Annotated in this window: 20 protein-coding genes; 7 read left to right on the plus strand and 13 right to left on the minus strand. The window is 59.8% G+C overall.

Annotation, left to right across the window (positions count from 1 at the left end; all coding sequences use genetic code 11):
- Positions 1-65: 65 nt before the first annotated feature.
- The 7 genes from hflX to AC1MEE_RS22925 all read right to left on the minus strand — a co-directional run bounded on the left by hflX (position 66) and on the right by AC1MEE_RS22925 (position 7998).
- On the minus strand, positions 66-1367 hold the full coding sequence (gene hflX, locus AC1MEE_RS22895; RefSeq protein ID WP_480411804.1) for a ribosome rescue GTPase HflX: 1302 nt from the start codon (positions 1365-1367) through the stop codon (positions 66-68).
- Between the two features lie 12 nt (positions 1368-1379).
- Positions 1380-1640 carry an RNA chaperone Hfq gene (gene hfq, locus AC1MEE_RS22900; protein WP_040063849.1) on the minus strand — a complete coding sequence of 87 codons (261 nt, stop codon included), beginning with the start codon at positions 1638-1640 and terminating at the stop codon, positions 1380-1382.
- 91 nt (positions 1641-1731) lie between these two features.
- The gene (gene miaA, locus AC1MEE_RS22905; RefSeq protein WP_480411805.1) at positions 1732-2703 is read right to left on the minus strand and encodes a tRNA (adenosine(37)-N6)-dimethylallyltransferase MiaA; all 972 of its coding nucleotides are present in this window, start codon (positions 2701-2703) and stop codon (positions 1732-1734) included.
- Positions 2703-4610 carry a DNA mismatch repair endonuclease MutL gene (mutL, locus tag AC1MEE_RS22910; RefSeq protein WP_480411806.1) on the minus strand — a complete coding sequence of 636 codons (1908 nt, stop codon included), beginning with the start codon at positions 4608-4610 and terminating at the stop codon, positions 2703-2705. The genes miaA and mutL overlap by 1 nt, the downstream gene beginning before the upstream one ends.
- Positions 4607-6037, minus strand: a complete 1431-nt coding sequence (locus AC1MEE_RS22915; RefSeq protein WP_480416313.1) for an N-acetylmuramoyl-L-alanine amidase — start codon at positions 6035-6037, stop codon at positions 4607-4609. Before AC1MEE_RS22915 ends, mutL begins: the two co-directional genes overlap by 4 nt.
- A gap of 3 nt (positions 6038-6040) precedes the next feature.
- Positions 6041-6511, minus strand: coding sequence for a tRNA (adenosine(37)-N6)-threonylcarbamoyltransferase complex ATPase subunit type 1 TsaE (gene tsaE, locus AC1MEE_RS22920; protein WP_480411807.1), 471 nt, complete (start codon positions 6509-6511; stop codon positions 6041-6043).
- On the minus strand, positions 6499-7998 hold the full coding sequence (locus AC1MEE_RS22925; RefSeq protein ID WP_480411808.1) for an NAD(P)H-hydrate dehydratase: 1500 nt from the start codon (positions 7996-7998) through the stop codon (positions 6499-6501). Before AC1MEE_RS22925 ends, tsaE begins: the two co-directional genes overlap by 13 nt.
- A gap of 63 nt (positions 7999-8061) precedes the next feature.
- On the opposite strand from AC1MEE_RS22925, the gene queG reads away from it, so the two are divergent.
- Positions 8062-9159 (plus strand): tRNA epoxyqueuosine(34) reductase QueG, encoded by a 1098-nt coding sequence (queG, locus tag AC1MEE_RS22930; RefSeq protein ID WP_480411809.1) that lies wholly within the window; start codon positions 8062-8064, stop codon positions 9157-9159.
- Positions 9160-9339: 180 nt separating this feature from the next.
- Here queG and AC1MEE_RS22935 read toward each other — a convergent pair whose 3' ends face one another.
- Together AC1MEE_RS22935 and orn are read right to left on the minus strand one after the other, a co-directional pair.
- A complete protein-coding gene (locus tag AC1MEE_RS22935) occupies positions 9340-9951 on the minus strand; it encodes a trimeric intracellular cation channel family protein (RefSeq protein WP_480411810.1) in 612 nt (203 codons plus the stop codon).
- 5 nt (positions 9952-9956) lie between these two features.
- A complete protein-coding gene (gene orn, locus AC1MEE_RS22940) occupies positions 9957-10526 on the minus strand; it encodes an oligoribonuclease (RefSeq protein ID WP_480411811.1) in 570 nt (189 codons plus the stop codon).
- Between the two features lie 99 nt (positions 10527-10625).
- Here orn and rsgA point away from each other — a divergent pair, with 99 nt between their 5' ends.
- Positions 10626-11657, plus strand: a complete 1032-nt coding sequence (rsgA, locus tag AC1MEE_RS22945; protein ID WP_480411812.1) for a small ribosomal subunit biogenesis GTPase RsgA — start codon at positions 10626-10628, stop codon at positions 11655-11657.
- A 62-nt stretch (positions 11658-11719) separates the two neighbouring features.
- On the opposite strand, the gene motB is transcribed toward rsgA, so the two are convergent.
- Both motB and motA read right to left on the minus strand, forming a co-directional pair.
- Positions 11720-12745 (minus strand): flagellar motor protein MotB, encoded by a 1026-nt coding sequence (motB, locus tag AC1MEE_RS22950; RefSeq protein WP_480411813.1) that lies wholly within the window; start codon positions 12743-12745, stop codon positions 11720-11722.
- 3 nt (positions 12746-12748) lie between these two features.
- Entirely contained in the window at positions 12749-13600 is an 852-nt protein-coding gene (motA, locus tag AC1MEE_RS22955; RefSeq protein ID WP_480411814.1) for a flagellar motor stator protein MotA, read from the minus strand.
- A gap of 207 nt (positions 13601-13807) precedes the next feature.
- Here motA and AC1MEE_RS22960 point away from each other — a divergent pair, with 207 nt between their 5' ends.
- The 4 genes from AC1MEE_RS22960 (at position 13808) to AC1MEE_RS22975 (ending at position 19113) form a co-directional block, all read left to right on the plus strand.
- Positions 13808-15343: an HDOD domain-containing protein gene (locus tag AC1MEE_RS22960; RefSeq protein ID WP_480411815.1), complete on the plus strand. Its 1536-nt coding sequence runs from the start codon at positions 13808-13810 to the stop codon at positions 15341-15343.
- Between the two features lie 47 nt (positions 15344-15390).
- A complete protein-coding gene (locus AC1MEE_RS22965) occupies positions 15391-16206 on the plus strand; it encodes a rhodanese-like domain-containing protein (RefSeq protein WP_480411816.1) in 816 nt (271 codons plus the stop codon).
- A 68-nt stretch (positions 16207-16274) separates the two neighbouring features.
- Positions 16275-17144 carry an archaetidylserine decarboxylase gene (asd, locus tag AC1MEE_RS22970; protein WP_480416314.1) on the plus strand — a complete coding sequence of 290 codons (870 nt, stop codon included), beginning with the start codon at positions 16275-16277 and terminating at the stop codon, positions 17142-17144.
- Positions 17145-17322: 178 nt separating this feature from the next.
- Complete coding sequence (locus AC1MEE_RS22975) at positions 17323-19113, plus strand: molecular chaperone (RefSeq protein ID WP_480411817.1); 1791 nt, start codon at positions 17323-17325, stop codon at positions 19111-19113.
- Between the two features lie 169 nt (positions 19114-19282).
- On the opposite strand, the gene serB is transcribed toward AC1MEE_RS22975, so the two are convergent.
- Positions 19283-20497, minus strand: a complete 1215-nt coding sequence (serB, locus tag AC1MEE_RS22980; RefSeq protein ID WP_480411818.1) for a phosphoserine phosphatase SerB — start codon at positions 20495-20497, stop codon at positions 19283-19285.
- Positions 20498-20627: 130 nt separating this feature from the next.
- Between serB and AC1MEE_RS22985 the strand changes: the two genes are divergently transcribed.
- Positions 20628-22190 (plus strand): histidine kinase, encoded by a 1563-nt coding sequence (locus AC1MEE_RS22985; RefSeq protein ID WP_480411819.1) that lies wholly within the window; start codon positions 20628-20630, stop codon positions 22188-22190.
- Between the two features lie 103 nt (positions 22191-22293).
- On the opposite strand, the gene AC1MEE_RS22990 is transcribed toward AC1MEE_RS22985, so the two are convergent.
- Positions 22294-23001 (minus strand): PqiC family protein, encoded by a 708-nt coding sequence (locus tag AC1MEE_RS22990; RefSeq protein ID WP_480411820.1) that lies wholly within the window; start codon positions 22999-23001, stop codon positions 22294-22296.
- Positions 23002-23120 lie beyond the last annotated feature (119 nt).

A 23120-nucleotide genomic window follows, 5' to 3' on the forward strand; every position in this document is an offset into this window, starting at 1 on the left:
CCCACGGCGCGCCGACCAATGCTACAGAATGCCTGTGTCCGCGGCACAACCGCTTTCTCGGGCTTTTATTGCAAAGTGTGTTGCTCGATGAATTCCAGCGGCTGCATTCCTTCGCGACTCACCAGGCGATTGAACTCAACACGCGGTAAACGTACCGCCAACAGACTGCCACCTTCCTCGTCATGCTCTTCGCTTTGCACAGCGCCCAACTTGAAGAACTGAGCGCGCAGTCGAGCAAAACGCTGCGGCAAGCGCAAGGTGCCGACGAATAAATCGTCACCCAGCAATTCAGCCACAGCCTGTTTAAGCAGGTCCAGCCCTCGACCATCACGGGCGGACAACCAGACTCGCTGCGGTTTGCCATCGGCATCACGCTGAATCTGGGGCTCCACCCCTTCGAGCAAATCGAGTTTGTTATACACCTCGAGGATCGGCAAGCTTTCTGCCCCGATCTCGCCCAGCACTACCATCACCTGTTCGATCTGCGCCATACGCTCAGGCTCATGGGAATCGATGACATGCAACAGCAAGTCGGAGTTGCTCGATTCTTCGAGGGTGGCGCGAAACGCTTCGACCAGTTTGTGCGGCAGATGGCGGATAAAGCCCACCGTGTCGGCCAGCACGATCGGCCCCAGATCATCGAGTTCAAGACGGCGCAGGGTCGGATCGAGGGTGGCGAACAACTGGTCAGCGGCGAAGACATTGGAGTCGGTCACCGCATTGAACAGCGTCGACTTGCCGGCGTTGGTGTAGCCCACCAGAGATACAGAAGGAATATCGGCGCGCTTGCGACCACGGCGGGCCTGCTCCCGCTGACTGCGGACCTTTTCCAGGCGGCCCTTGATCTGCCGCAGGCGTACCCGCAGCAAACGCCGGTCGGTTTCCAGCTGGGTTTCACCCGGACCGCGCAGACCGATACCGCCGCCCTGCCGCTCCAAGTGAGTCCAGCCGCGAACCAGACGGGTACTCATGTGCTCGAGCTGTGCCAGCTCGACCTGCAACTTGCCTTCATGAGTACGCGCACGCTGCGCGAAGATATCCAGAATCAAACCGGTGCGATCAAGTACGCGACACTCGAAAACACGTTCGAGATTGCGCTCCTGACTGGGCGTGAGGGTGTGATTGAAAATCACGATATCTACGTGTTCGGCCTTGACCTGGTCGCGAAGCTCCTCGACCTTGCCACTGCCAATCAAGTATTTGGCTGATGGCCGATGACGCGGCACGTTTACGAACGCGACGGTCTCGGCGCCAGCAGAAATCGCCAGCTCCTGAAACTCCTGCGGATCTTCGCGCGCCTCAGGGTCCTGACCATCCAAGTGAACGAGAATGGCCCGTTCACCACCACCGTGGCGCTCAAAGAACAAAGCAGACTCCTATCAGGCGTTACCTGGCTCAGCGTCGCCCTGTTCGGTTTCGGTCGCGCTAGGCAAGCGAATTGGACGAACCGGCACAACGGTAGAGATGGCGTGTTTGTAAACCATTTGGCTGACAGTGTTTTTCAGCAAAATCACGAACTGGTCGAAGGACTCGATCGTGCCTTGCAGCTTGATACCGTTGACCAGATAAATCGAAACCCCAACCTTTTCTTTACGCAAAGTATTCAGGTAAGGGTCTTGTAGCGAATGCCCTTTTGACATGTGCCGCACTCCTTTAAGGATCAATAGAAAAAATAGTAAGCAAATCAGCTTAAGCCGCTACCCCCCAAGGATAGACAGCAATTGTAAGGTCTCAGCTCAATATGGAGACCGATCCCAGGTATTTCAAGGCGCGTGGCAGATTGTCGCAAGCCAGGCTGTCCAACCAGTGCAAATCCTTCCAGCTGCGCAGCCAGGTGAACTGGCGTTTGGCCAATTGGCGCGTGGCAATGATGCCGCGCTCCTGCATTTGGTCCCACGTCAACTTGCCATCCAGATGGTCCCAGACCTGGCGATAGCCCACTGCCCTTATCGACGGCAACCCCGAATGCAAGTCACCTCTGGCGCGCAGGGCTAAGACCTCGTCAACGAACCCCTGTTCCAACATTTGTGCAAATCGTTGCGCAATACGGTCATGCAGTATGTGGCGATCCGCCGGAGCGATGGCCAAGTTCGCGACAGTATAGGGCAATTGATGACGTCCCGAGGCGGCTGCTTCAGTACTTTGCGCAGTTTGTTGCTCGCGGTGTGCGGTCATGCTCAAACCACTTACCCGATAAACTTCCAGAGCGCGAATCAGCCGCTGCGGATCATTGGGATGAATTCGCGCCGCCGACACCGGATCAACCTCGGCCAATTGATCGTGCAAGTCCTGCCAGCCAAGGGCCGCCGCTTCAGCTTCAAGCTGCGCGCGAACGCCCGCATCGGCCGGCGGCATGTCCGCCAAACCCTCCAGCAATGCCTTGAAATACAACATGGTGCCGCCCACCAGCAACGGAATATTGCCGCGCGCGGTGATCTCGGCCATCGCGGCCAGAGCGTCGGTACGAAATTCGGCCGCCGAATAGCTTTGTGCCGGGTCAAGAATGTCAATCAGGCGGTGCGGGAACTCGGCCAGCAGCTCCCTGGAAGGCTTGGCAGTGCCGATGTCCATGCCGCGATAGACCAACGCCGAATCGACGCTGATCAGCTCGCAAGGCAGCACCTTGGCCAGTTCTATCGCCAGATCGGTCTTGCCGGCGGCGGTGGGTCCCATCAGGAAGATGGCCGGGGGTAAAGCACTCATCAGCGACCGCGCAGGAAAAGTTTGTCCAGATCGTCAAGGCCCATCTGGGTCCAGGTCGGTCGGCCATGGTTGCATTGGCCGCTGCGCTCGGTGTTTTCCATGTCGCGCAACAAACCGTTCATTTCCGGGATGGCCAGACGCCGATTGGCGCGCACAGCACCGTGGCAGGCCATGGTCCCGAGCAGTTCGTTCAGGTGCGCCTGAATTCGGTCACTGGTGCCGTATTCCATCAGGTCGGCCAATACGTCATGCACCAGTCGATTGGCTTCGGCCTGCTTGAGCAACGCCGGGATTTGCCGGATCGCCAGGGTTTCCGGGCCCAGCCGCTGCAGCTCGAAGCCCAGGCGCTGGAACCAACTGACATGTTCTTCGGCGCAATCGGCCTCGCGCTGACTGACCGCTATGGACTCCGGGACCAACAATGGCTGGCCGCTCAGCCCTTCGCTGGCCATGGCAATCTTCAAGCGCTCGTACATGATGCGTTCGTGGGCGGCATGCATGTCCACCAGCACCAGGCCTTGGGCGTTCTCTGCAAGGATATAAATACCCTTGAGCTGCGCCAGGGCATAACCCAATGGCGGGATATCTCCCTGAGCATCCGGCAACGGCGCGGCACCGGCGCCAGGCAGCGGCGCGAAAAATTCGCGGTAGGCGCTCTGGGCTTCAGCGGCTGGCAAGGACGCGGTCGGGCGCGGCGAGTATTGAAACTGATAGCCCGCTCCCGCGCCTGAGCCGGCAGGCCGGGCATAAGGCTCTGCTGGCGATGGCTCAAGCAGGTTGTTGGCCAGACGCATTTCGCCCTGAGGGCCGAACTCACCCGCTTCCGGCCCGGTCGGGCGCACCAACGCAGTCACCGGCGCAGTGCCAGCAAGTTGATCTTCTGGCCGCACATCACCCAGCGCACGGTGCAAAGTGCCGTACAGGAAATCGTGAACCATGCGCCCATCACGGAAGCGAACTTCGTGCTTGGTCGGGTGCACGTTGACATCGACCACCGCTGGATCGACTTCGAAAAACAGCACGAAGGTCGGATGCCGACCATTGAACAATACGTCGCGATACGCCTGACGCACGGCATGGGCGACTAGTTTGTCGCGTACGGCACGGCCGTTCACATAGAAATACTGTAAATCCGCCTGACTGCGGGAGAACGTCGGCAAACCGACCCACCCCCACAAATGCAGACCATTACGCTCCACCTCGATCGGCAGCGCCTGCTCCAGAAAGCCTGGACCACAGATCGCCGCCACACGCCGCGCCCGAGCGTTGTCATCATTGGCTTCGTGCAGGCTGAGGATGGTTTTGCCGTTATGCCGCAGATGGAACGCCACATCGAAACGCGCCAGGGCCATGCGCTTGATCACTTCTTGCAGGTGATCGAACTCGGTTTTTTCGGCCTTTAGGAATTTACGCCGCGCCGGCGTGTTGAAAAACAGATCGCGGACTTCTACTGAAGTGCCGACCGGATGCGCAGCTGGCTGCACCCGCGAGGCCATGTCGCGGCCTTCGGTTTCGACCTGCCACGCCTGATCGGCGTCGCGGGTACGCGAGGTCAGGGTCAGGCGTGCCACCGAGCTGATCGACGCCAGCGCCTCCCCACGAAACCCCAGACTCATGACCCGCTCAAGATCTTCCAGCTCGCGAATTTTACTGGTCGCGTGCCGCGCCAGAGCCAGCGGCAAGTCGTCGGAGGAAATACCGCCACCGTCATCACGCACGCGCAACAGCTTGATCCCGGCCTGCTCGACATCGACATCAATGCGCCTGGCCCCGGAGTCCAGGCTGTTTTCCAACAGTTCCTTGATCACTGAAGCCGGCCGCTCGACCACCTCTCCCGCCGCAATCTGGTTCGCCAGACGCGGACTGAGCAACTCGATACGGGCGGCGCTGAGCGGTGACTCACTCATGGTTGAGCCGCCAACGCAGTGCTCGGGATATTCAACGTCTGCCCTACCCTGAGCTCATCTGTTTTCAGGTCATTGGTATTGCGCAGCGTGGCCACGCTCACCTGATAACGAACGGCGATCATTGCCAGCGTCTCACCCGAGCGAACCGTATGATCGCGCGGCCCCTGAACGATTTTGCCATTGTCCCGCAGCCAGGCGACGTAGGTGCCCAGTGGCGGATTTTGCTGGAAGAACTGCTTCACACCGGCACTGATCGAGCGCGCCAGTGCCTGTTGATGAGACGAGCCGGTGAGCTTCGCCGCTTCCGCCGCGTTGGAGATGAAGCCGGTTTCTACCAGAATCGACGGGATATCCGGGGACTTGAGCACCATGAACCCGGCCTGCTCGACCCGTGATTTGTGCAGCGAAGTGACGTGACCGATATTACTCAGCACTTTCTGCCCGACATTCAGGCTGGAAGACAGCGAGGCGGTCATGGACAAGTCCAGCAGCACCCCGGCCAGCATCTTGTCCTTGTCGTCGAGGCTTACTGCGCCAGCGCCACCGATCAAGTCGGAACGGTTTTCACTGTCGGCCAGCCAACGCGCGGTTTCGGACGTGGCGCCGCGCTCAGACAAGGCAAATACCGAAGCTCCAAAGGCCGCCGAAGAAGGGGCTGCGTCGGCGTGGATCGAGACGAACAGGTCGGCGCCCTTCTTCCGGGCGATCTCCGTACGTTTACGCAACGGAATGAAGTAGTCGCCGGTACGGGTCAGCTCGGCACGGTAGCCTTTTTCCGAGTTGATCTGGCGCTGCAATTCCTTGGCGATGGACAACACGATGTCCTTTTCCTTCTGGCCTCGTGCACCGCCCGCGCCCGGATCCTCACCGCCGTGGCCGGCATCGATGGCGATCACGATGTCACGCTTGCCGTTGGGCACAGGCGTCAGTTTGATCTCAGGCTTGACGGGACTGACCGGCACCGCGGGCGCCGTATTGGCGGCGGTGTCGGGAATGGTCGGATTTGGGTTGGCGTCGGCGGCGTCATCGAACAAGTCCACCACCAGGCGATTGCCGTATTGCTGGTTCGGCGCCAGGACGAAGCTTTTCGGGGTGACGGCCTTTTTCAGGTCGATGACCACGCGCAGATCGGTCGGCGTTCGCTGGGCCGAGCGCATGCTGATGATCGGGGTGTTGGTCGTCGATAGTTTCAGCGGTGCAGCCAAGGTGGCGCCGTTGATATCGATCACCAGGCGGTCCGGTGACGTGAGGGTGAACACGCTGTGCTCGACAGGCCCGGACAGATCGAAAACCAGCCGTGTGTTATCCGGTGCACGCCATAGGCGAACACTTCGTACCTGTGTAGCGGCTAACGCATCGACAGCCAGCGCCGTCAGCAGCAGACCTACAACAGTAACCAGCGCGCGCATGCGCATACCTAACCCCATCATTTATTTGAATTCCAAAGCCAAAGCGGCACACCAGGTTTCGCCACGCGAGCCCTCAGGGCTCAAAGTCAGTGATCGACCTTCCGCATGCGGCGTAATGGTAATGGTCAGGTCAGGCTTTGGCAAAAAGCCCGCACCTCTTTTGGGCCACTCAATCAGGCAAAGTGCCCCGCCATCAAAGTAATCCCTGATCCCCATATACTCTAGCTCTTCGGGATCAACCAGCCTATACAGATCAAAGTGATAGGCGCGAATCTTACCGACTTCATAAGGTTCGACCAGGGTAAACGTCGGACTTTTGACGGCGCCGACATGCCCGAAGCCCCGGATAATCCCGCGTGACAGGGTGGTTTTACCCGCCCCCAGGTCACCTTCCAGAAAGATCACGCCCAGCCCTTCGGTGACCTGAGCGATACGCGAACCGAAGCTCATCATGGCGTCTTCATTGGCCATATGCAGCGTTAGTTCTGACACGGTGACTGCTCCTCCAATAACTGACGAATGGCTGGAATAAGATCACTGGCCGCCAGCCCTCGGCCCAATACGCCCACGCGTTCACCCGCGCTGGCGTGCAACCAGACCGCCAGACACGCGGCCTCAAAAGCCGGCAGCCTTTGCGCCATCAGCGCCCCAACAAGTCCGGCCAACACATCGCCCAGACCGGCTGTTGCCATGGCCGGGTGGCCGCGATCGCACAACGCCAGCCGCCCGTCGACATCGGCAATCAGACTACCCGAGCCCTTGAGCACGACAACGGCCTGGTATTTCTGCGCCAACGCATGCGCCGCCGCAGGACGATCCGCCTGGACGTCTTTGGTGGTGATGCCCAGCAAACGCGCCGCTTCGCCCGGGTGTGGAGTGATCACACTGTGCGCCGGCAAGGTGACCCATTCGCTGGCCAGTTGATTCAAGGCATCGGCGTCCCAGACCTGCGGCCGCCGGGCATTGGCCGCCGCCGACAACAGACTGCGCCCCCAATGGGCCTGCCCCAGACCGGGACCCACCACCAGCACCGCCGCCGGCTCGATCAAGGCACCCAGCTGATTGGACGAGCTAATCCCCGCGCTCATCACTTCGGGCATCCGCGCCAGGGCGGCAGAGACATGCTCGCTGCGGGTCGCCAGCGTCACCATGCCCGCGCCGCTGCGCAGGGCGCTTTCTGCCGACAACAAGATCGCTCCACCAAATCCATGATCGCCGCCAATCAGCAGCACGCGACCGAACATGCCCTTGTGGGCCGTCGCGGGTCGGGCGACCAGACGTGGCAAATTAAAGGTATCCAACAGTTTGGCGCTGACCGGCGTTTGCGCGACGATCGCCGGATCGGCGTGCAGATCATCGAATACCAACTCACCGACCAGGTCCGCGGCATCGCCGCTGAACAGCCCCAGTTTCAGGCCGATGAAGCTCACCGTGAGCTGGGCCTGCACGGCAACGCCGAGGGTTTTCCCGGTGTCGGCACACAAGCCGGAAGGAATATCGACCGCCGCGACTGGCAGGCCGCTGGCATTGATCGCGTTGATCGTGCTGAGGTAAGGCTCGCGCACCTCACCACTCAGGCCCGTGCCAAGCAGCGCGTCCAGCAAGATGCCACGCAGTGCCTGTTCAGCGGACCAGTTCTCGATGCTGACGCCCGCCCTCACCGCCTCGGCATGCGCTTGCGCGGCATCACCGGACAATCGCGAAGGATCACCGACGGCCAGCACAGCCACTTGCCAGCCGGCGCGTCGGGCCAGCGCCGCAATCAAATAGCCGTCACCGGCGTTGTTGCCCCGCCCTGCCAACACGGTCAATTCCCGTGCTTCGGGCCAATGGCGGCGTAGCGCGCGCCAGGTCGCATGAGCCGCACGCTGCATCAATTCCAGGCCCGGCGTACCGGCCGCAATCAGTCGGGCGTCGAGATCCCGCACCTGCGCGGCGCTGTACAGTGCGTCGGGTAATTGCGGTTTAGTTGGCTGCATGCGTTTTCTGGCTCCGATGTCTGGCAGAATTATACGCACCTCAGCCCCGGTTGCCCTCTTCGCATGCCCGTTATTACTGCCGATCAGCCAATTACTGCCGACTTGGCCGCCCTTGCCCAATCGATCAAAGACTGGGGGCGCGAGTTGGGCTTCCAACAAGTCGGGATCGCCGACCTGGATCTGGGCGAGCACGCGCAGCACCTGCAACGCTGGCTCGATGCGAGTTACCACGGTGAGATGGACTATATGGCAGCTCATGGCAGCAAGCGTTCGCACCCGGAAGAACTGGTGCCAGGCACGCTGCGGGTGGTGTCGCTGCGCATGGACTACCTGCCGGGCGACACCGAAATGGCACAACGCCTGGCACAACCGGAAAAAGCCTATGTCTCGCGTTATGCCCTGGGCCGCGACTATCACAAGTTGATCCGCAAACGCGTGCAGCAACTGGCCGAGCGAATTCAGCAAGCCATTGGCCCGTTTGGTTATCGGGCTTTCGTCGACAGCGCACCGGTACTGGAAAAAGCCATCGCCGAAAAAGCCGGGCTGGGCTGGATCGGCAAAAATACTTTGATACTCAATCGCAAGGCTGGCAGCTATTTCTTCCTCAGCGAATTGTTCGTCGACCTGCCTCTGCCGGTCGACCCACCCCACGCCAGCGAACATTGCGGGCGTTGCACGGCCTGCATGGATATTTGCCCCACCGCAGCATTCGTCGGCCCTTATGTGCTGGACGCCCGACGCTGCATCTCCTACCTGACCATCGAACTCAAGACCGCAATCCCTGAAGAGTTGCGCTCGCTGATCGGCAACCGCGTGTTCGGCTGCGATGACTGCCAGATTGTCTGCCCGTGGAACCGCTTCGCCCGGCCCACCAGCCAGGGAGACTTCCAGCCCCGGCATAACCTGGACAACGCCGGACTGGCCGAGTTGTTTTTGTGGGATGAAGAGACGTTCCTCAGCAACACCGAGGGCTCTCCCCTGCGCCGCGCAGGCTATGAACGCTGGTTACGCAATCTGGCGGTCGGGCTGGGCAATGCACCCTCGACCATTCCAGTACTGGAAGCGCTGGAAGCGCGACGCAACTACCCGTCAGAGCTGGTGCGTGAGCATGTGGAGTGGGCGTTGAGGCAGCATGAGTTGCGGCGCGCTTCAATTTTGTAGGGGATCCCATCCCGCCTCGACGCCACGCTGTAGCGCAGCAAATACGGTCAACTGTAGGAGCGCGCTTGCCCGCGATGGACCGCGAAGCGGTCCCAAAAATGCCGAGCACAGTTTTCACTGTCTGAATCGAATGCGCTGATTTTGCGACTGCTTCGCAGCCGATCGCGGGCAAGCGCGCTCCTACAAGGGATCGTTATAAACGAATTTGGGCATTTCCCAACAGAAACGGATCGCCAGCAGCCGCAGCAGGAAACCGCCAAACAGAGTGATCAGGATCGCCTGCTCATTCGCAAGCGCCAGGTACTGGCAGAACAGGAAGCACCAGGCCGCCACGAATGACACGCTGGCGTAAAGTTCTCGACGAAAAACCAACGGGATGTCGTTGCAGAAGATATCCCGCAGGATTCCGCCAAATACGCCGGTGATCACCCCGCAGACCGAGGCCACCAGCATGCCGTTGCCGGCTTCCAGCGCGGTCATGCAACCGATCAGGGTGAACGCCACCAATCCCAGGGCATCGAGCACCAGAAACAGTGAGCGCAGATGGCGCATCAGCGGTGCGAAAAAGATGGTCAGCAGGGCCGCGACACTGGTCAGGATCAAGTATTCCGGGTGTTTGACCCACGTCAGCGGGTAGTGCCCCAGTAGAACATCGCGAACCGAACCGCCGCCAAGTGCCGTGACGCATGCGATCAGCACCACGCCAAACCAGTCCATGCCCCGCCGCCCCGCCGAGAGCGCACCGGTCATGGCCTCGGCAGTGATGGCGATCAAATAGAGCATCAACAGCATGTTGATCAGCCCTTGATGCCTATCCCTTGAATAAAATGCTCACGGTAGTAGCGCAGCTCAGCGATGGACTCGCGAATGTCGTCCAGCGCCAGGTGAGCACTGCCTTTCTTGAACTTCAGCTCAGGCGACCAGCGTGCCGCCAGCTCTTTAAGCGTGGAGACATCGAGGTTGCGGTAGTGGAAGTAGTTTTCCAGGGTCGGCATGTGCCGATACAGGAAACGACGATCCTGACAGATGCTGTTGCCACAGATCGGCGAACTGCGTTCCGGCACCCATTGCTGGATGAATGCCAGCGTCTGCGCTTCAGCTTCAGCGGCGCTGATGCGGCTGTCGCGAACCCGCTGAGTCAGGCCCGAGCCGCCGTGTTGACGGGTGTTCCACTCATCCATGCGAGCCAGGGTTTCGTCACTCTGGTGCACTGCAATCACCGGCCCTTCAGCCAGCGTGTTCAATTCGCTGTCGGTGATGATGGTCGCCATCTCGATAATGACGTCGGTGTCGGGGTCCAGACCGGTCATTTCCAGATCGATCCAAATTAGGTTCTGCTTGCTAAATTTTTCTTGCGTCGTCGGCATGTCACGGCTCCTCAGAGTAGGCGCGCAGTTTAGCTTACCCGGCGTGCTAGACTCTTCCCCGTTTTACCCAATCAGCTTCTTTATCGACTCGGAACACCCATGGCCAAACGCCAACTCAATCGTCGTCAGAACTGGCGCATCGAAAAGATTCAGGGCGAGCGCGCTGCCCGCGCTGCCAAACGTGAATCGCAGACCCTTGAAACACTTGAGGGCGGTGATCTCGGCCCCGAGCAGACCGGGCTTGTGATCGCTCACTTCGGTGTGCAGGTCGAAGTCGAAGCGCAGGAAGGCGAGCAGAGCGGCCAGGTCTTCCGCTGCCACTTGCGCGCCAATCTGCCGGCACTGGTGACCGGCGACCGAGTCGTCTGGCGTGCCGGCAATCAGGGCATCGGCGTCATCGTCGCGCAACTGCCGCGCACCACCGAGCTTTGCCGCCCGGACAGCCGTGGCCAGCTCAAGCCGGTAGCGGCCAACGTCGATTTGATCGTGATCGTCTTCGCCCCCATGCCTGAGCCTCATGCCAACCTGATCGACCGCTATCTGGTCGCCGCCGAACACGCGGGGATTCGTCCGCTGCTGCTGCTGAACAAGGCAGATCTGATCGACGATCAAAACGCCCCGGCGCTCAATGCGTTGTTGGCGGTGTATCGGCAGTTGGGTTATCCGCTGCTGGAAGTGTCCGCACACCAGGGCGACGGTATGCAGCAACTGCAAACCCAGCTGGACGGGCATATCAGCGTATTCGTCGGCCAGTCCGGGGTTGGCAAGTCGTCACTGGTCAACAGCCTGTTGCCTGAAGTCGAAGCCCGCGTCGGCCCGCTTTCCGAGCTGTCCGGCCAAGGTACGCACACCACAACGACTGCACGCCTGTTCCACTTCCCGCGCGGCGGCGATCTGATCGACTCCCCGGGGATTCGAGAGTTCGGTCTGGGCCATGTCAGCCGCTCCGATGTGGAAGCTGGCTTCATCGAGTTCAACGAGCTGATCGGAACCTGCCGTTTCCGCGATTGCAAACACGATCGCGAACCGGGATGCGCGCTGCTCAAGGCCCTCGAAGAAGGCCGCGTTCAGCAGCAACGGATGAACAGCTACCGTTCGATCATCGCCAGCTTGCCGGAAAACAGTTACTGATTCTTTCCCGCCCGCGAAAAAAAGCCGCGATCATCGCGGCTTTTTTGCACCTATGGACCGGCCTACTTCTTCGTCTCATCCATCTTCAACACGCCATTTTCAAAGATGTTCAGCTTTTGCCGCAGCTCGTGAGGCTGTAGTGCAGTTTGCGGGTCGATGGCGGCACCTGCTGCCGGGCCAGCCGGGGCGGTTGATTCGGGCGCAGGTGCAGGCGCTGCGGCATCAGGCGTTTGCGGCGGAGCCTGAGTTCCTTCCATACGCTGCTGGGCTTTTTTGGTCAGCACGATGATGTCGATGCGGCGGTTCACCGGATCCTGCGGATGGTCCTTATCGTACAAGGACGACGAGGCATACCCCACCACCCGCGCTACCTGCGAATCAGGATAACCACCGGCAACTAACGCCCGCCGAGCCGCGTTGGCCCGATTTGCCGACAGCTCCCAGTTACCGAATCCACCACTGCCTGCAAAAGGCGTGGCGTCGGTATGACCACTGATGCTGATTTTGTTCGGCACCGTTTTGATGGTGTCCGCCATGGCCAGCAGGATGTCTTCAAAATACGGTTTCAGGCGGGCGCTGCCCAAGTCGAACATCGGCCGATTTTCAGCGTCCATAATCTGGATGCGCAAACCGTCCTGAGTGATCTCGAACAGGATCTGGTCCTTGAATCTCTTCAGTTGCGGGTTCTCATCGACCTTGGTTTGCAGCTCTTGCAACAGCATTTCCAAACGCTCTTGCTCGACTTGCTCGGCCAGGGTTTCAACCTGATCGCTATCGACCTTGATCTTGTCGGGTTGCGGCTCGGACTTGACCTCAGGGCTCAAGGTCTCGTCGGGCGCCAGCGCTGGCGATCCACCTAAATCGATGATGTAAGGCGTGCCACTGTCGCTGAAACCGACCGGGTCCTTGAAATACCCGGCGATGGCTTTCAATTGTTCCGGAGTGGCCGAAGATATCAGCCACAGCACCAGGAAGAAGGCCATCATCGCTGTCGCGAAGTCAGCGAAAGCGATTTTCCAGGCGCCGCCGTGATGCCCGCCAGCATAGCGCTTGACGCGCTTGATAATGATCGGCTGATTGTTTTCCATGAATCAGCGACCGCGAACCGCTTGCTCCAGCTCACTGAAGCTGGGTCGGTGCGCCGGGTAAAGAACCTTGCGACCGAACTCCACAGCCAGCGACGGCGGCATGCCCGAAGCCGAAGCGACCAGCGAGGCCTTGATGGCTTCGAACACGTTCAGCTCTTCCTTGGCATCATGGGCCAGGGACGTCGCCAGCGGGCCGAAGAAACCATAGGCGGCGAGAATACCGAAGAAAGTACCGACCAATGCCGCACCGACGTGCATGCCAATGGCCGCTTTGTCGCCCTCGCCCAGAGAGGCCATGGTCACTACGATACCGAGGACCGCCGCGACGATACCGAAACCGGGCATGCCGTCGGCAACCCCGGTGACCGCATGGGAAGGATGCTCCAGCTCTTCCTTCATGCTTTGCAATTCCATGTCGAACAAACCTTCAAGCTCATGCGGCGCCATGTTGCCCGACGACATGATGCGCAAGTAATCACAGATGTAGGCGGTCATCCGTTCGTCTTTGAGCACGGCCGGGTATTTGGCGAAAATCGGACTGGCCGAGGCGTCTTCGATATCACCCTCGATCGCCATCATGCCTTCGCGGCGGCTTTTGTTGAGGATCTCGTAGACCAGGCCCAGAATTTCCAGGTAGAAGGTGTGATTGAAGCGTGAGCTGAACATCTTCAGCGACTTCTTGATCACATGCAGGGTCATATAACCGGGGTTGGCCTGAAGAAATGCTCCAAAGGCCGCACCACCGATAATCATGACCTCAAAAGGCTGAATCAGTGCTGCAATCTTGCCGTGTGACATGACGTATCCGCCGAGGACGCTCGCGAAAACGACAATGATGCCGATAATTTTAGCCATATAGAGAGATTTCTTACTGAGTCGGGTTCGAGGTCATGAGCGGAAGTTCTTGAAACTCTTCTTCTACTTATCGGCATAAGTGCGCCAGACTATAGCCAGTTCAGGCGAAAAGCCAGTTCGCCCCGTGTAGCGGGCAGTCTGGCGTCGATCCGCCTTGAATCCGGCATCCGATACTATCCTGACACCTCAGCCGTACAGGCCTCCTGCATGCCTCCAGAAACCTCAGCTCAGCTTCCCGTTCCGCGCAGCCTCGACGCTTGGATCAAGCAACTGGATGCCATCCGTTTACCGGTGCCGATCGCCAGCCACGGACGTGTGCTCGGCGCACTGGACGACAGCCGTCGCTCGTTGCGCGATATCGCCGAGCTGATGCAGGAAAGCCCTTCGCTGGTGCTCAGTGTGTTGCGCGAAGCCAATCATCACAGCACCGGCTTTTCGGAGCCGGCGGAAAGTCTTGAGGTGGCGATCAACCGCCTGGGGTTGAAACGCACCGAAGAGTTGCTTCAGCGCCTGCCCGCGCTGGATACGCAGGACATCCCGCCGACCCTGCGCCAGCTGCAACTGATCAGCCAGCACGCGACGCAGCAGGCCAACGGGCTGTTCGCCAGTCGCCTGGCGCGGCTCTGGCAGGACATTCATTGGGGCAGCCTGCTGTTTTTGTCGCCGCTGTGGCCGATGGCGATGGCCCACCCCAAACTGCTTGAAGAATGGGAGCTACGCGTCATTCACAAAGGCGAATCGGCGCTGAACGTTGAAATGCAATTGTTTGGCGTCGGCCTGCTCAAGCTATGCCTGGCGCTGGCCGACGCTTGGCGCCTGCCCATGTGGGTCACGCAGGGCTATCGCTCGCTGATCAGCGAACGTCGACTGCTGGTCAAAGTGTTGCGCATTGCCCGCGACCACCGTCACCCGCTGCGCCAACGGCAACTGCTGGACGCGGACCCAGTCTTGCGACGCTGGCTCAATCAACCCGCCAACACCATCCTGCTGGCCAACGGCGTGGCGCTGTCGGCGCAACAAGCCTGGGACAGCCCACACAGCGAGCGCTGGCAATTGCTGACCAGCCTGTACCTGCAACAGCCACTGGATGAACTGCAACAACAACTGCATCAACAAGCGGTGCAAAGCGCTCGCAATCACTGGGCGAGTGAGCTTTGGCATCCGGCCGAAGCCCTGCTCTGGCCATGGGAAACGCGGCGGATTCACCGTGGTTTGTTGCCTGCTCCACCCCCCACCGCCGAGGCGCTGCAAGCCTGGCGCAAGTACTGCGCCGAGCTGCTGGTAGAGCCGAGCCGCTTCAATAATGCGATGCACCTGACCACCTTTGCTCGCGATGCGCTGGTGGCGTGCGGCATGCAGCGCGTCATGCTGTTGATGACCGATCGCAACATGACCGCCCTGCGCGTCCATCAGATTGCCGGGCTGAACAAAGACGCCGCGAACCTGACCCTGAACATCAGCGCAAGTACCGTGTTGCAGCGCTTGCTGGCGCAACCGACCCAACTGCGCCTGACGCCGACCAATAATGCGCAGTTTTCGGCGCTGTTACCGGGTCAACTGAAAGGACTGTTCACTGGCGAGCATCTGTTGTTGCGCTCACTCAGCAGTAACGGTCGGGTGGTGATGTTGGTGTTCGCCGATCAGGGCGGCGGACCGCTCTCGGAGATCAGCGTGCAGGCTTTCGGTAAAACCTCGCAATGTATCGAGCGCGCGTTAAGCAGCTTTAGTAATCGCAAAGTCTGACTCGTGCGTTACAATTCGCCTCTTTTTTTCTGATCTGGAGACCTCAAATGTCTGACTTCTCTAGCTTGCCGTTGGTGATCGAGCCCAGCGACCTGCTGGCCCGCCTTGACGCGCCAGAATTGATTCTTGTCGACCTGACCAGCAGCGCGCGCTACAGCGCCGGGCATATCCCGGGCGCGCACTTTGTCGACCCCAAGCGCACGCAACTGGGCCAGGCACCCGCGCCGGGCCTTTTGCCCACGCAAGCCCAGCTGGAAGTGCTGTTCGGTGAACTGGGGCATAACCCCAAAGCGGTCTACGTGGTCTACGACGACGAAGGCGGCGGTTGGGCCGGGCGCTTTATCTGGTTGCTGGATGTGATCGGCCACTCGCAGTATCACTACCTTGATGGCGGGCTGCACGCGTGGCTGGCCGAGGCCTTGCCTTTGTCGAGCAATGTGCCGCACAGCGTCGGCGGTCCCGTGCCATTGACCCTGCACAGCGAACCGACCGCTACCCGCGAATACCTGCAATGCCGTCTGGGTGCCGCTGATCTGGCGATTTGGGACGCACGCGGGCCGACTGAATATTCAGGCGAAAAAATCCTCGCGGCCAAAGGCGGGCACATCCCCGGCGCGGTCAACTTCGAATGGACTGCCGGAATGGACGCGACACGCAGCCTGCGTATCCGTAAGGATATGCCGCAGATTCTCAAGAATTTGGGCATTACCAAGGACAAGGAAGTGATCACCCATTGCCAGACCCACCATCGCTCCGGCTTCACCTATCTGGTGGCCAAGGCGCTGGGTTACCCGCGAGTCAAAGGCTACGCCGGCTCCTGGGGCGAATGGGGCAACCATCCCGATACGCCAGTCGAGAAATAAGACGGGGCGTCAGCAGGACCCACCACTCTTTATAATTGCCACTTTTTTACAGAAGCTTCGCTTTAGGGATTTTGATGAAACAGCGTTTGTTTATCCTCAGCCAATACCTGCTGCCACACCATTTGTTGTCTCGTCTGGCTGGCTGCGTTGCCGAGTGCCGTGTGCGCTGGTTCAAAAATTCGCTCACCGCCTGGTTCGTCCGGCGTTATCAGGTAGACATGTCGCAAGCGTTGGTGGAGGACCTGACCGCTTACGAGCACTTCAACGCTTTCTTCACCCGCACCCTGAAGCCTGGCGTACGGCCGCTGGATGAAACCCCTGGCGCGATTCTCAGCCCTGCCGACGGCGCCGTCAGCCAATTGGGTCCGATCGATCATGGCCGGGTCTTCCAGGCCAAGGGTCACAGCTTCAGCGTGCTAGAACTGCTGGGCGGCGATGCGAATTTGGCCGCACCCTTCATGGGCGGCGAATTCGCCACTATTTACCTGTCGCCAAAAGACTATCACCGGGTCCATATGCCGCTGGCCGGCACCTTGCGTGAAATGGTTTACGTGCCAGGGCGCATTTTCTCGGTCAACCAGACCACCGCCGAAAACGTCCCGGAGCTCTTCGCCCGTAACGAACGCGTGGTTTGCCTGTTCGATACCGAGCGCGGTCCGATGGCAGTGGTACTGGTGGGCGCGATGATTGTCGCCTCGATTGAAACGGTCTGGGCCGGTTTGGTGACCCCACCCAAACGCGAGCTGAAAACCGTGCGCTACGACGAAGCCGCCCGCGCACCGATCCATCTGGAAAAAGGCGCTGAGCTTGGGCGCTTCAAGCTGGGCTCGACGGCCATTGTGTTGTTCGGGCCGGATCAAGTGAAATGGGCCGAGCAACTTGGCGCCGGTACCCCTGTGCAGATGGGTCAGGCACTGGGTCTGGCTGCGCAGGTTTGACCGCAGATCACATCTTGAGCGCGCCCAATCCGATGCGCTGGCAGTCACTATCGCCAGCCATCGGAGGTACTGGACCATCGAAGGCTGCGACTGTAAGCCGATACTGTTAGAGTCGGACTTGGCTTTGTTCTGAAGAGCTGCGGATTGAGCCACCGTGTTGTTGGAGTTTGCCGGGCACATGAGTAATTCAAGTCTCCATCTGTTGTTGCGTGTACCCACGCCTACACAGCCGAGCCTGTCGTTCTGTGAAGCCACCCCGCGCGACCTGAAACACTGGATTGCCACCCTGCCCAAAGCCAACCTCGGTGAAACCGCCCGTCTGCTCTATCAAGCCCTGGGCGAACTCAATCAGTTACTGACATCCAGCGACAACCGCCTGCATCTGCTCGAACTGCTGCGCCCTGAGGTGTATTACGTCTGCAAGAACCTTGAGCGACACTTCCTCAGTCAAGCGATTGTGCTCGACGAACGCCCGCGCAAAGTCGCCAACCTGTGCCAGGCCCTGCAAAACCATTTGGCGGTGGGTTACAAACAGATCATCGTGCGCATCGCGCCGCGCTTCTCCAAGGAGCGCGCAACGCTGCTGACCACTGCCGCGCAGCGGGCCCTGCACTGCCTGAATGGCCCACTGATTCGCGCCAGTCAGCTGTATTGCCCCGTGCCGGACGGTCTGTGGCTGGAACTGCATCAGATTTATCTGATTGCCCGCCAGTACCAGTTACACAACATCGCCGTGCCCGACAGCCTGGCCAGCCACACCCGCACTCTGAGCGTCGAGCAAACGTACGTGGTGGCGTTGTTGCTGGGTTGCTCGCGCTGCAATCAAATGCGCCAGCTCAATATCGGTCGTCTGGCCGACGTCCTCGAACCCTGGAGCGCGCTGGTCAAACTGCAATCCCCAGCCGAGGCCACCAGCCTGTTCGCCGTGGCGCAAGCCGTCGATGCGCCACCGCGCTACAAATCGCTGTTCCTCGATGAGCAGCTATCGAGCCTGCTGGGGATCAATCCGCTGCCATTGGCGGCAGCCATCAAGGATTACCTGGATTTACCCGCCGAACAGCGTGGTCAATCGCCGCTGCTGGTGCCACATGGTTTTACCCTGGATCTGCTGCAGCATTTGGCGGCGGCCTGGGGCGATGTCTCCGAACGGACGTTTCAGCGCACCGTCGGTCAAGGCGAGCTGACGCTGTGCATCGGCATGAGCGCCCTGCACTATTACCTTGGCGGGCAAACATCGTTCAGCGAGATGCTCAAACTGCCCGCCGTCAGCGAGGTGGCAAAGTTCAGCACGCAGTTTGCCAACAGCCCCTCGAGCGATGCCTGGTCCATCGCCTTCGATACCCATCGTGACGGTACCTCGGACCATATGCTGCCGTATGAAGAGATCCAGTATCTGCAGACCGAACAGGGCGGCGGCGATCCGGTGTCCAATGCCCAGCAGACGTTTCCGACCCATGTCCTGCACGTCATCAACCACAGCCCAGGCGGTTATTGCCTGGCATGGCCCAAAGAGGTCCCCAGCCAGTTGCAGGCCGGGGAAATGATCGGTATTCAAGACGCCCCCGGCCAAGGCTGGAGCATCGCAGTCGTGCGCTGGATTCGTCAGGTGCGCAGCGGCGGCACGCAAATGGGCATCGAGCTGGTAGCGCCCCATGCTCAGCCGTGCGGCCTGCAATTGATGCGAACCACCGATCAAAGCACCCCGTACCTGCGAGCATTGCTACTGCCGGAAGTGCGCGCAATCGACCAGCCAGCGACGTTGTTGGCCCCGCGCTTGCCGTTTCAGGAAGGCAACAAAGTGAAGATCAACACCAGCGGTGAAGAGCGTCGCGCTGGCTTGGGCAAACGTCGCACCGGCACCGGCAGCTTCAATCAGTTCGAGTACCAGACGATTGAAGCACCGCGCACGCAAGGACCCGCCGGCACCACGACTGACGAAGAGTTCGATTCGTTGTGGACGTTGTTGTAGCTCAAGACCGCGTCAAACTATTCGCAGGGAGGGGCTCTACGTTGCCTGGTCTGGCGCAAAACCATAGGAGCTGGCTTGCCTGCGATTGGGGTCACGCGGTGTATCAGGCACACCGCCATCGCGGGCAAGCCCGCTCCTACAAGGGTTTGCATTTCCCTGTGGGAGCCTCTCAGCCGCGCCCATCCCGGTCACGGAAGCCGAGCAGGTAAAGAAGCCCGTCCAGCCCCAGCGTCGAAATCGACTGTTTGGCTGACTGCTTGACCAGTGGCTTGGCGCGGAATGCGACGCCTAGACCGGCAATCGCCAACATGGGCAGGTCATTGGCACCGTCACCGACTGCAATCGTCTGCTCCAGGCTCAAGCCTTCCTTGTGCGCCAGCTCACGCAACAGGTCGGCTTTGCGTTGGGCATCGACAATCGGCTCGATGGCCACGCCCGTCACCTTGCCATCGACCACTTCCAGCTCATTGGCAAACACATAGTCGATGCCCAGCTTGGCTTGCAGCTGTTTGGCGAAATAGGTGAAGCCGCCTGACAGAATCGCAGTCTTGTAGCCCAGACGCTTGAGTTCGGCGAACAGGGTTTCGGCACCTTCGGTCAGGCGCAATGAGGCACCGATTTCATCCAGCACGCTCACGTCCAGACCCTTGAGTAGCGCCAGACGCTCTTTGAAGCTGGCACGAAAATCCAGTTCGCCGCGCATGGCCCGCTCAGTGATTTCCGACACCAACTCGCCGATACCGGCAGCCTTGGCCAACTCGTCGATGACTTCGGCCTCGATCAACGTCGAGTCCATGTCGAACACTGCCAGACGACGGTTACGCCGGAACAGCGAATCCTGCTGGAAAGCGATATCGACATTGAGCTCTTGCGCCACACTGAGGAATTCAGCCTGCATCGCCTTGGGGTCGGCCGGCTCGCCGCGCACGGAGAACTCGATGCAGCCCTTGCCTTTATCTGCCGGGGTGTCCAGCGGCATGCGTCCGGACAAGCGATCGATCTGATCGATGTTCAGGCCGTACTTGGCAGTGATGGAACTGACGCGCTGCAATTGCTCGGCCGTGACCTTGCGTGTGAGCAGCGTCACGATATGCCGCGCCTTGCCCTGACCGTTGACCCAGTGCTGGTAATCCTCTTCGGACACAGCCGTGAAGCGCACTTGCTGATCGAGCTTGTAAGCGGTGAACAGGATATCTTTAAGCACCGAAGAGCCCTGTTCGGTCCCCGGGATTTCAACCAGGATGCCAAACGACAAGGTGTCGTGAATCACCGCCTGACCAATGTCGAGAATGTTCACGCCACCCTGGGCAAGTACCCCGGTAATAGCCGCAGTGAGACCCGGACGGTCTTCACCGGTGATGTTAATCAGGACGATTTCGCGCAAGGCGCACCCCCGCAGTGGAAAAAAACCGCATTCTAACCACTTTCAGTGACCATCGGGCACAGCGAGCGCTTTGCCGCTCAAGGGTCGGTCGCTATACTGCCCGGCAACCTCACCGAAAGAGCCGTGCTCAGTGAACCGGCCCACGCCAGTTAAAACCGATAATTTCTTCCTGCTGATCTTCCGGGCATTGCGCCATCGCCGTGTACCGCTTGCTTTGCGTATTGCCAGCCATAACGTGATTCTGGTCGCCTTGGCGCTGGTGATCTATGCCTGCGTCATGGGTTTGCAGTTCAAGCAGGCCATGCACGAACAGGCTGACGCGCTGGGCCAGGCCCTGACGACGCAAACTGCCACGTCTGCCACCGAGCTGCTGGTGTCCAACGACATCCTCAGCCTCAATGTGCTGCTCGGCAATCTGGTGAAGAACCCGCTGGTAGCACATGCCGCCATTTATAGCGTGGACAACCGCATTCTTGCCGAAGCCGGCCAGCGCCCGAAAAACGGCCTGCTGGGCGAAGCCGGAGGCTTGTACGAAATCAAGATCACCTTCCAGGACGTGATCGCCGGCCATTTGCGTATCAGCCTGGACATGGCGCAATTCCAGCAGCCCATGACCATCAGTTTGCAAAGCATGGGCATCCTCAGCGGGATTCTGCTGGCATTGGCATTGGCGTTGAGCTTGCGCCTGGGTCGTTATATTTCGACACCGCTGCTGCAATTGCGCGTCTGGCTGCGTGATATCGACGAACACACGCCAGCAACCGAGCGCCAGGATGAAATCGGCGATCTGGCCCGACAACTGCACGCCGCTTTCGCGCCGGAGCCTCCTGAACCTGCGCCGATACCAGAGCCTGAATACGACGAAAACGAAGGCGACGATCCATACCTTGAAGCGGAAGAAGACGTCGAGTCCGTGTTTGCAGCCAATGACCTGCGAGACCCCGATTTCGACGAGACACCTAAACCTCGCGTATCGACGCAAGCGCCGCGGCGTGTTGTTGTCGCCGAAGAAGATCAAGAGGACGGAGAAGACCCCTTCGCCGATCTGCGCGATCACTCCAGCCCGGCACCGGTGATCAAACGCGCTCCGGTAGCTCCGGCAGCCCCGACCCAGCCGCAACACAGTGCGGTCCTGGCCGTGCAACTTGGCGCTCAGGATCAGCTGCGTCGCTTGCCCCGTGCCCGCCTGACTGACCTGCTGCAACGCTACCGTGATTGTCTCGATCAGGCCGCTTCGCTATACGAGAGCGAACTGCACACCCTGAACGACGGCAGCACGCTGATGCTGTTCCACAGTCAGGAAAGCGGTGATGATTACCTGACCAACGCCATTTGCTGCGGTGAACTGCTGCGTGCGCTGAGCCATGCCTTGCAAATCGAGGTCGCGGACAGCGGTATTACCCTGCAATTGCAGTTGGGCCTGACGCTGGGTGACAGGCTGTTCGGTCTGAGTCAGATCGACCTGCTACTGACCGAAACCGCCCAGAATGCCCTGGCCCTCTCGCAGCACAGCCGCAATCTGCTGCTGGTCGAGCGCAAGATCAGTGACGATCTCCTGATACGCCAACGTGCCCGCATCCGCCCTATCGCCAGCCCGGAAGGCGCGTGCTGCGTCGAGCGACTGATGGAGCCCTACCCGTCCATGCTCGAACGCCAACTGGCGCGGATGCATGAGAGCCGACGCAAGGTGTAGGCATTCGCAGGCTTGCCTGCGAACGGATCGACACGACGTAACTGGCACCCAACAAAAAGCCCACATCGCTGTGGGCTTTTTGTTGGGCGATGAAACCACTTCCTTAGAAGCGGAACACTTCCATATCGGTTCGGATCGGCGAAGCCATCGGCATCTTTGGCTTGTCCTGGTCTTTAGTGTTGTGGACCTGAACCGGTGCTGCCTTTTTAGGTTCTTCTACGACGGGCTGGTTGGCCAACGGCCTGACCGCAACGCTCAACTGATCGGCCAGACGCTGTAACAGCACGCCCTGCGCCTTCACCTGTGCGGCAGAGGACCCGGCATGGGGCTCTTCCAGGTGAACCAACTTGCTGTCACGAACCTGGCCCTTGCGATCGAGCAAGCGCCATTGCGCATCGAGGATCGCGGGCTGGTTTACGCCCGAATCAAGCCGGGTGATGGACAGCACAACCTGCACGTCCGGTGTGAAACTGGCAGCGGCCGGGGCCAGTACAACGCGCTGACTGTCCAATTTCCACGCAAGCTGGCGCAACAGCAATTGATCGATATCCGAAGACAGACTGCCTGCCCAACGACCATCGGTCGATGCGGTCAGGCTGCCGTCCGGCTGGCGCTGCAACAGGGTTTCACGTTGCAGATAGTCAGCCACTGAAACCGGACCCAATAAAACGGCCAGTCCAGCACTTTGTTTAGGTTGACCCGGCTCTCCAGCGTCGAGCTGATACAAAGAGGTGGGTTGCTGCACACTGCAACCGACAAGACCAAGTACGCCGGTCATTAACAATACAAAAGGAAGGCGTAAAAAATTCATCATCCCATCCAGATAGCCGCCACAAGGCGAATCACAGTCTAAATACTCACAAAATCCATGAAGGCACTCAGCCACGCCGGTGACCCAAGACCCCATATCATCCGTGAATATTGGCTGTG

It is taken from the genome of Pseudomonas sp. ASL3, assembly GCF_056680425.1.

Bases quoted from the DNA above. Each gene is read 5' to 3' on its own strand.
- hfq (WP_040063849.1), bottom strand. From the start codon at position 1,640: ATGTCAAAAGGGCATTCGCTACAAGACCCTTACCTGAATACTTTGCGT.
- miaA (WP_480411805.1), bottom strand. From the start codon at position 2,703: ATGAGTGCTTTACCCCCGGCCATCTTCCTGATGGGACCCACCGCCGCC.
- mutL (WP_480411806.1), bottom strand. From the start codon at position 4,610: ATGAGTGAGTCACCGCTCAGCGCCGCCCGTATCGAGTTGCTCAGTCCG.
- AC1MEE_RS22915 (WP_480416313.1), bottom strand. From the start codon at position 6,037: ATGGGGTTAGGTATGCGCATGCGCGCGCTGGTTACTGTTGTAGGTCTG.
- AC1MEE_RS22925 (WP_480411808.1), bottom strand. From the start codon at position 7,998: ATGCAGCCAACTAAACCGCAATTACCCGACGCACTGTACAGCGCCGCG.
- queG (WP_480411809.1), top strand. From the start codon at position 8,062: ATGCCCGTTATTACTGCCGATCAGCCAATTACTGCCGACTTGGCCGCC.
- AC1MEE_RS22935 (WP_480411810.1), bottom strand. From the start codon at position 9,951: ATGCTGTTGATGCTCTATTTGATCGCCATCACTGCCGAGGCCATGACC.
- orn (WP_480411811.1), bottom strand. From the start codon at position 10,526: ATGCCGACGACGCAAGAAAAATTTAGCAAGCAGAACCTAATTTGGATC.
- rsgA (WP_480411812.1), top strand. From the start codon at position 10,626: ATGGCCAAACGCCAACTCAATCGTCGTCAGAACTGGCGCATCGAAAAG.
- motB (WP_480411813.1), bottom strand. From the start codon at position 12,745: ATGGAAAACAATCAGCCGATCATTATCAAGCGCGTCAAGCGCTATGCT.
- motA (WP_480411814.1), bottom strand. From the start codon at position 13,600: ATGGCTAAAATTATCGGCATCATTGTCGTTTTCGCGAGCGTCCTCGGC.
- AC1MEE_RS22960 (WP_480411815.1), top strand. From the start codon at position 13,808: ATGCCTCCAGAAACCTCAGCTCAGCTTCCCGTTCCGCGCAGCCTCGAC.
- AC1MEE_RS22965 (WP_480411816.1), top strand. From the start codon at position 15,391: ATGTCTGACTTCTCTAGCTTGCCGTTGGTGATCGAGCCCAGCGACCTG.
- AC1MEE_RS22975 (WP_480411817.1), top strand. From the start codon at position 17,323: ATGAGTAATTCAAGTCTCCATCTGTTGTTGCGTGTACCCACGCCTACA.
- AC1MEE_RS22990 (WP_480411820.1), bottom strand. From the start codon at position 23,001: ATGAATTTTTTACGCCTTCCTTTTGTATTGTTAATGACCGGCGTACTT.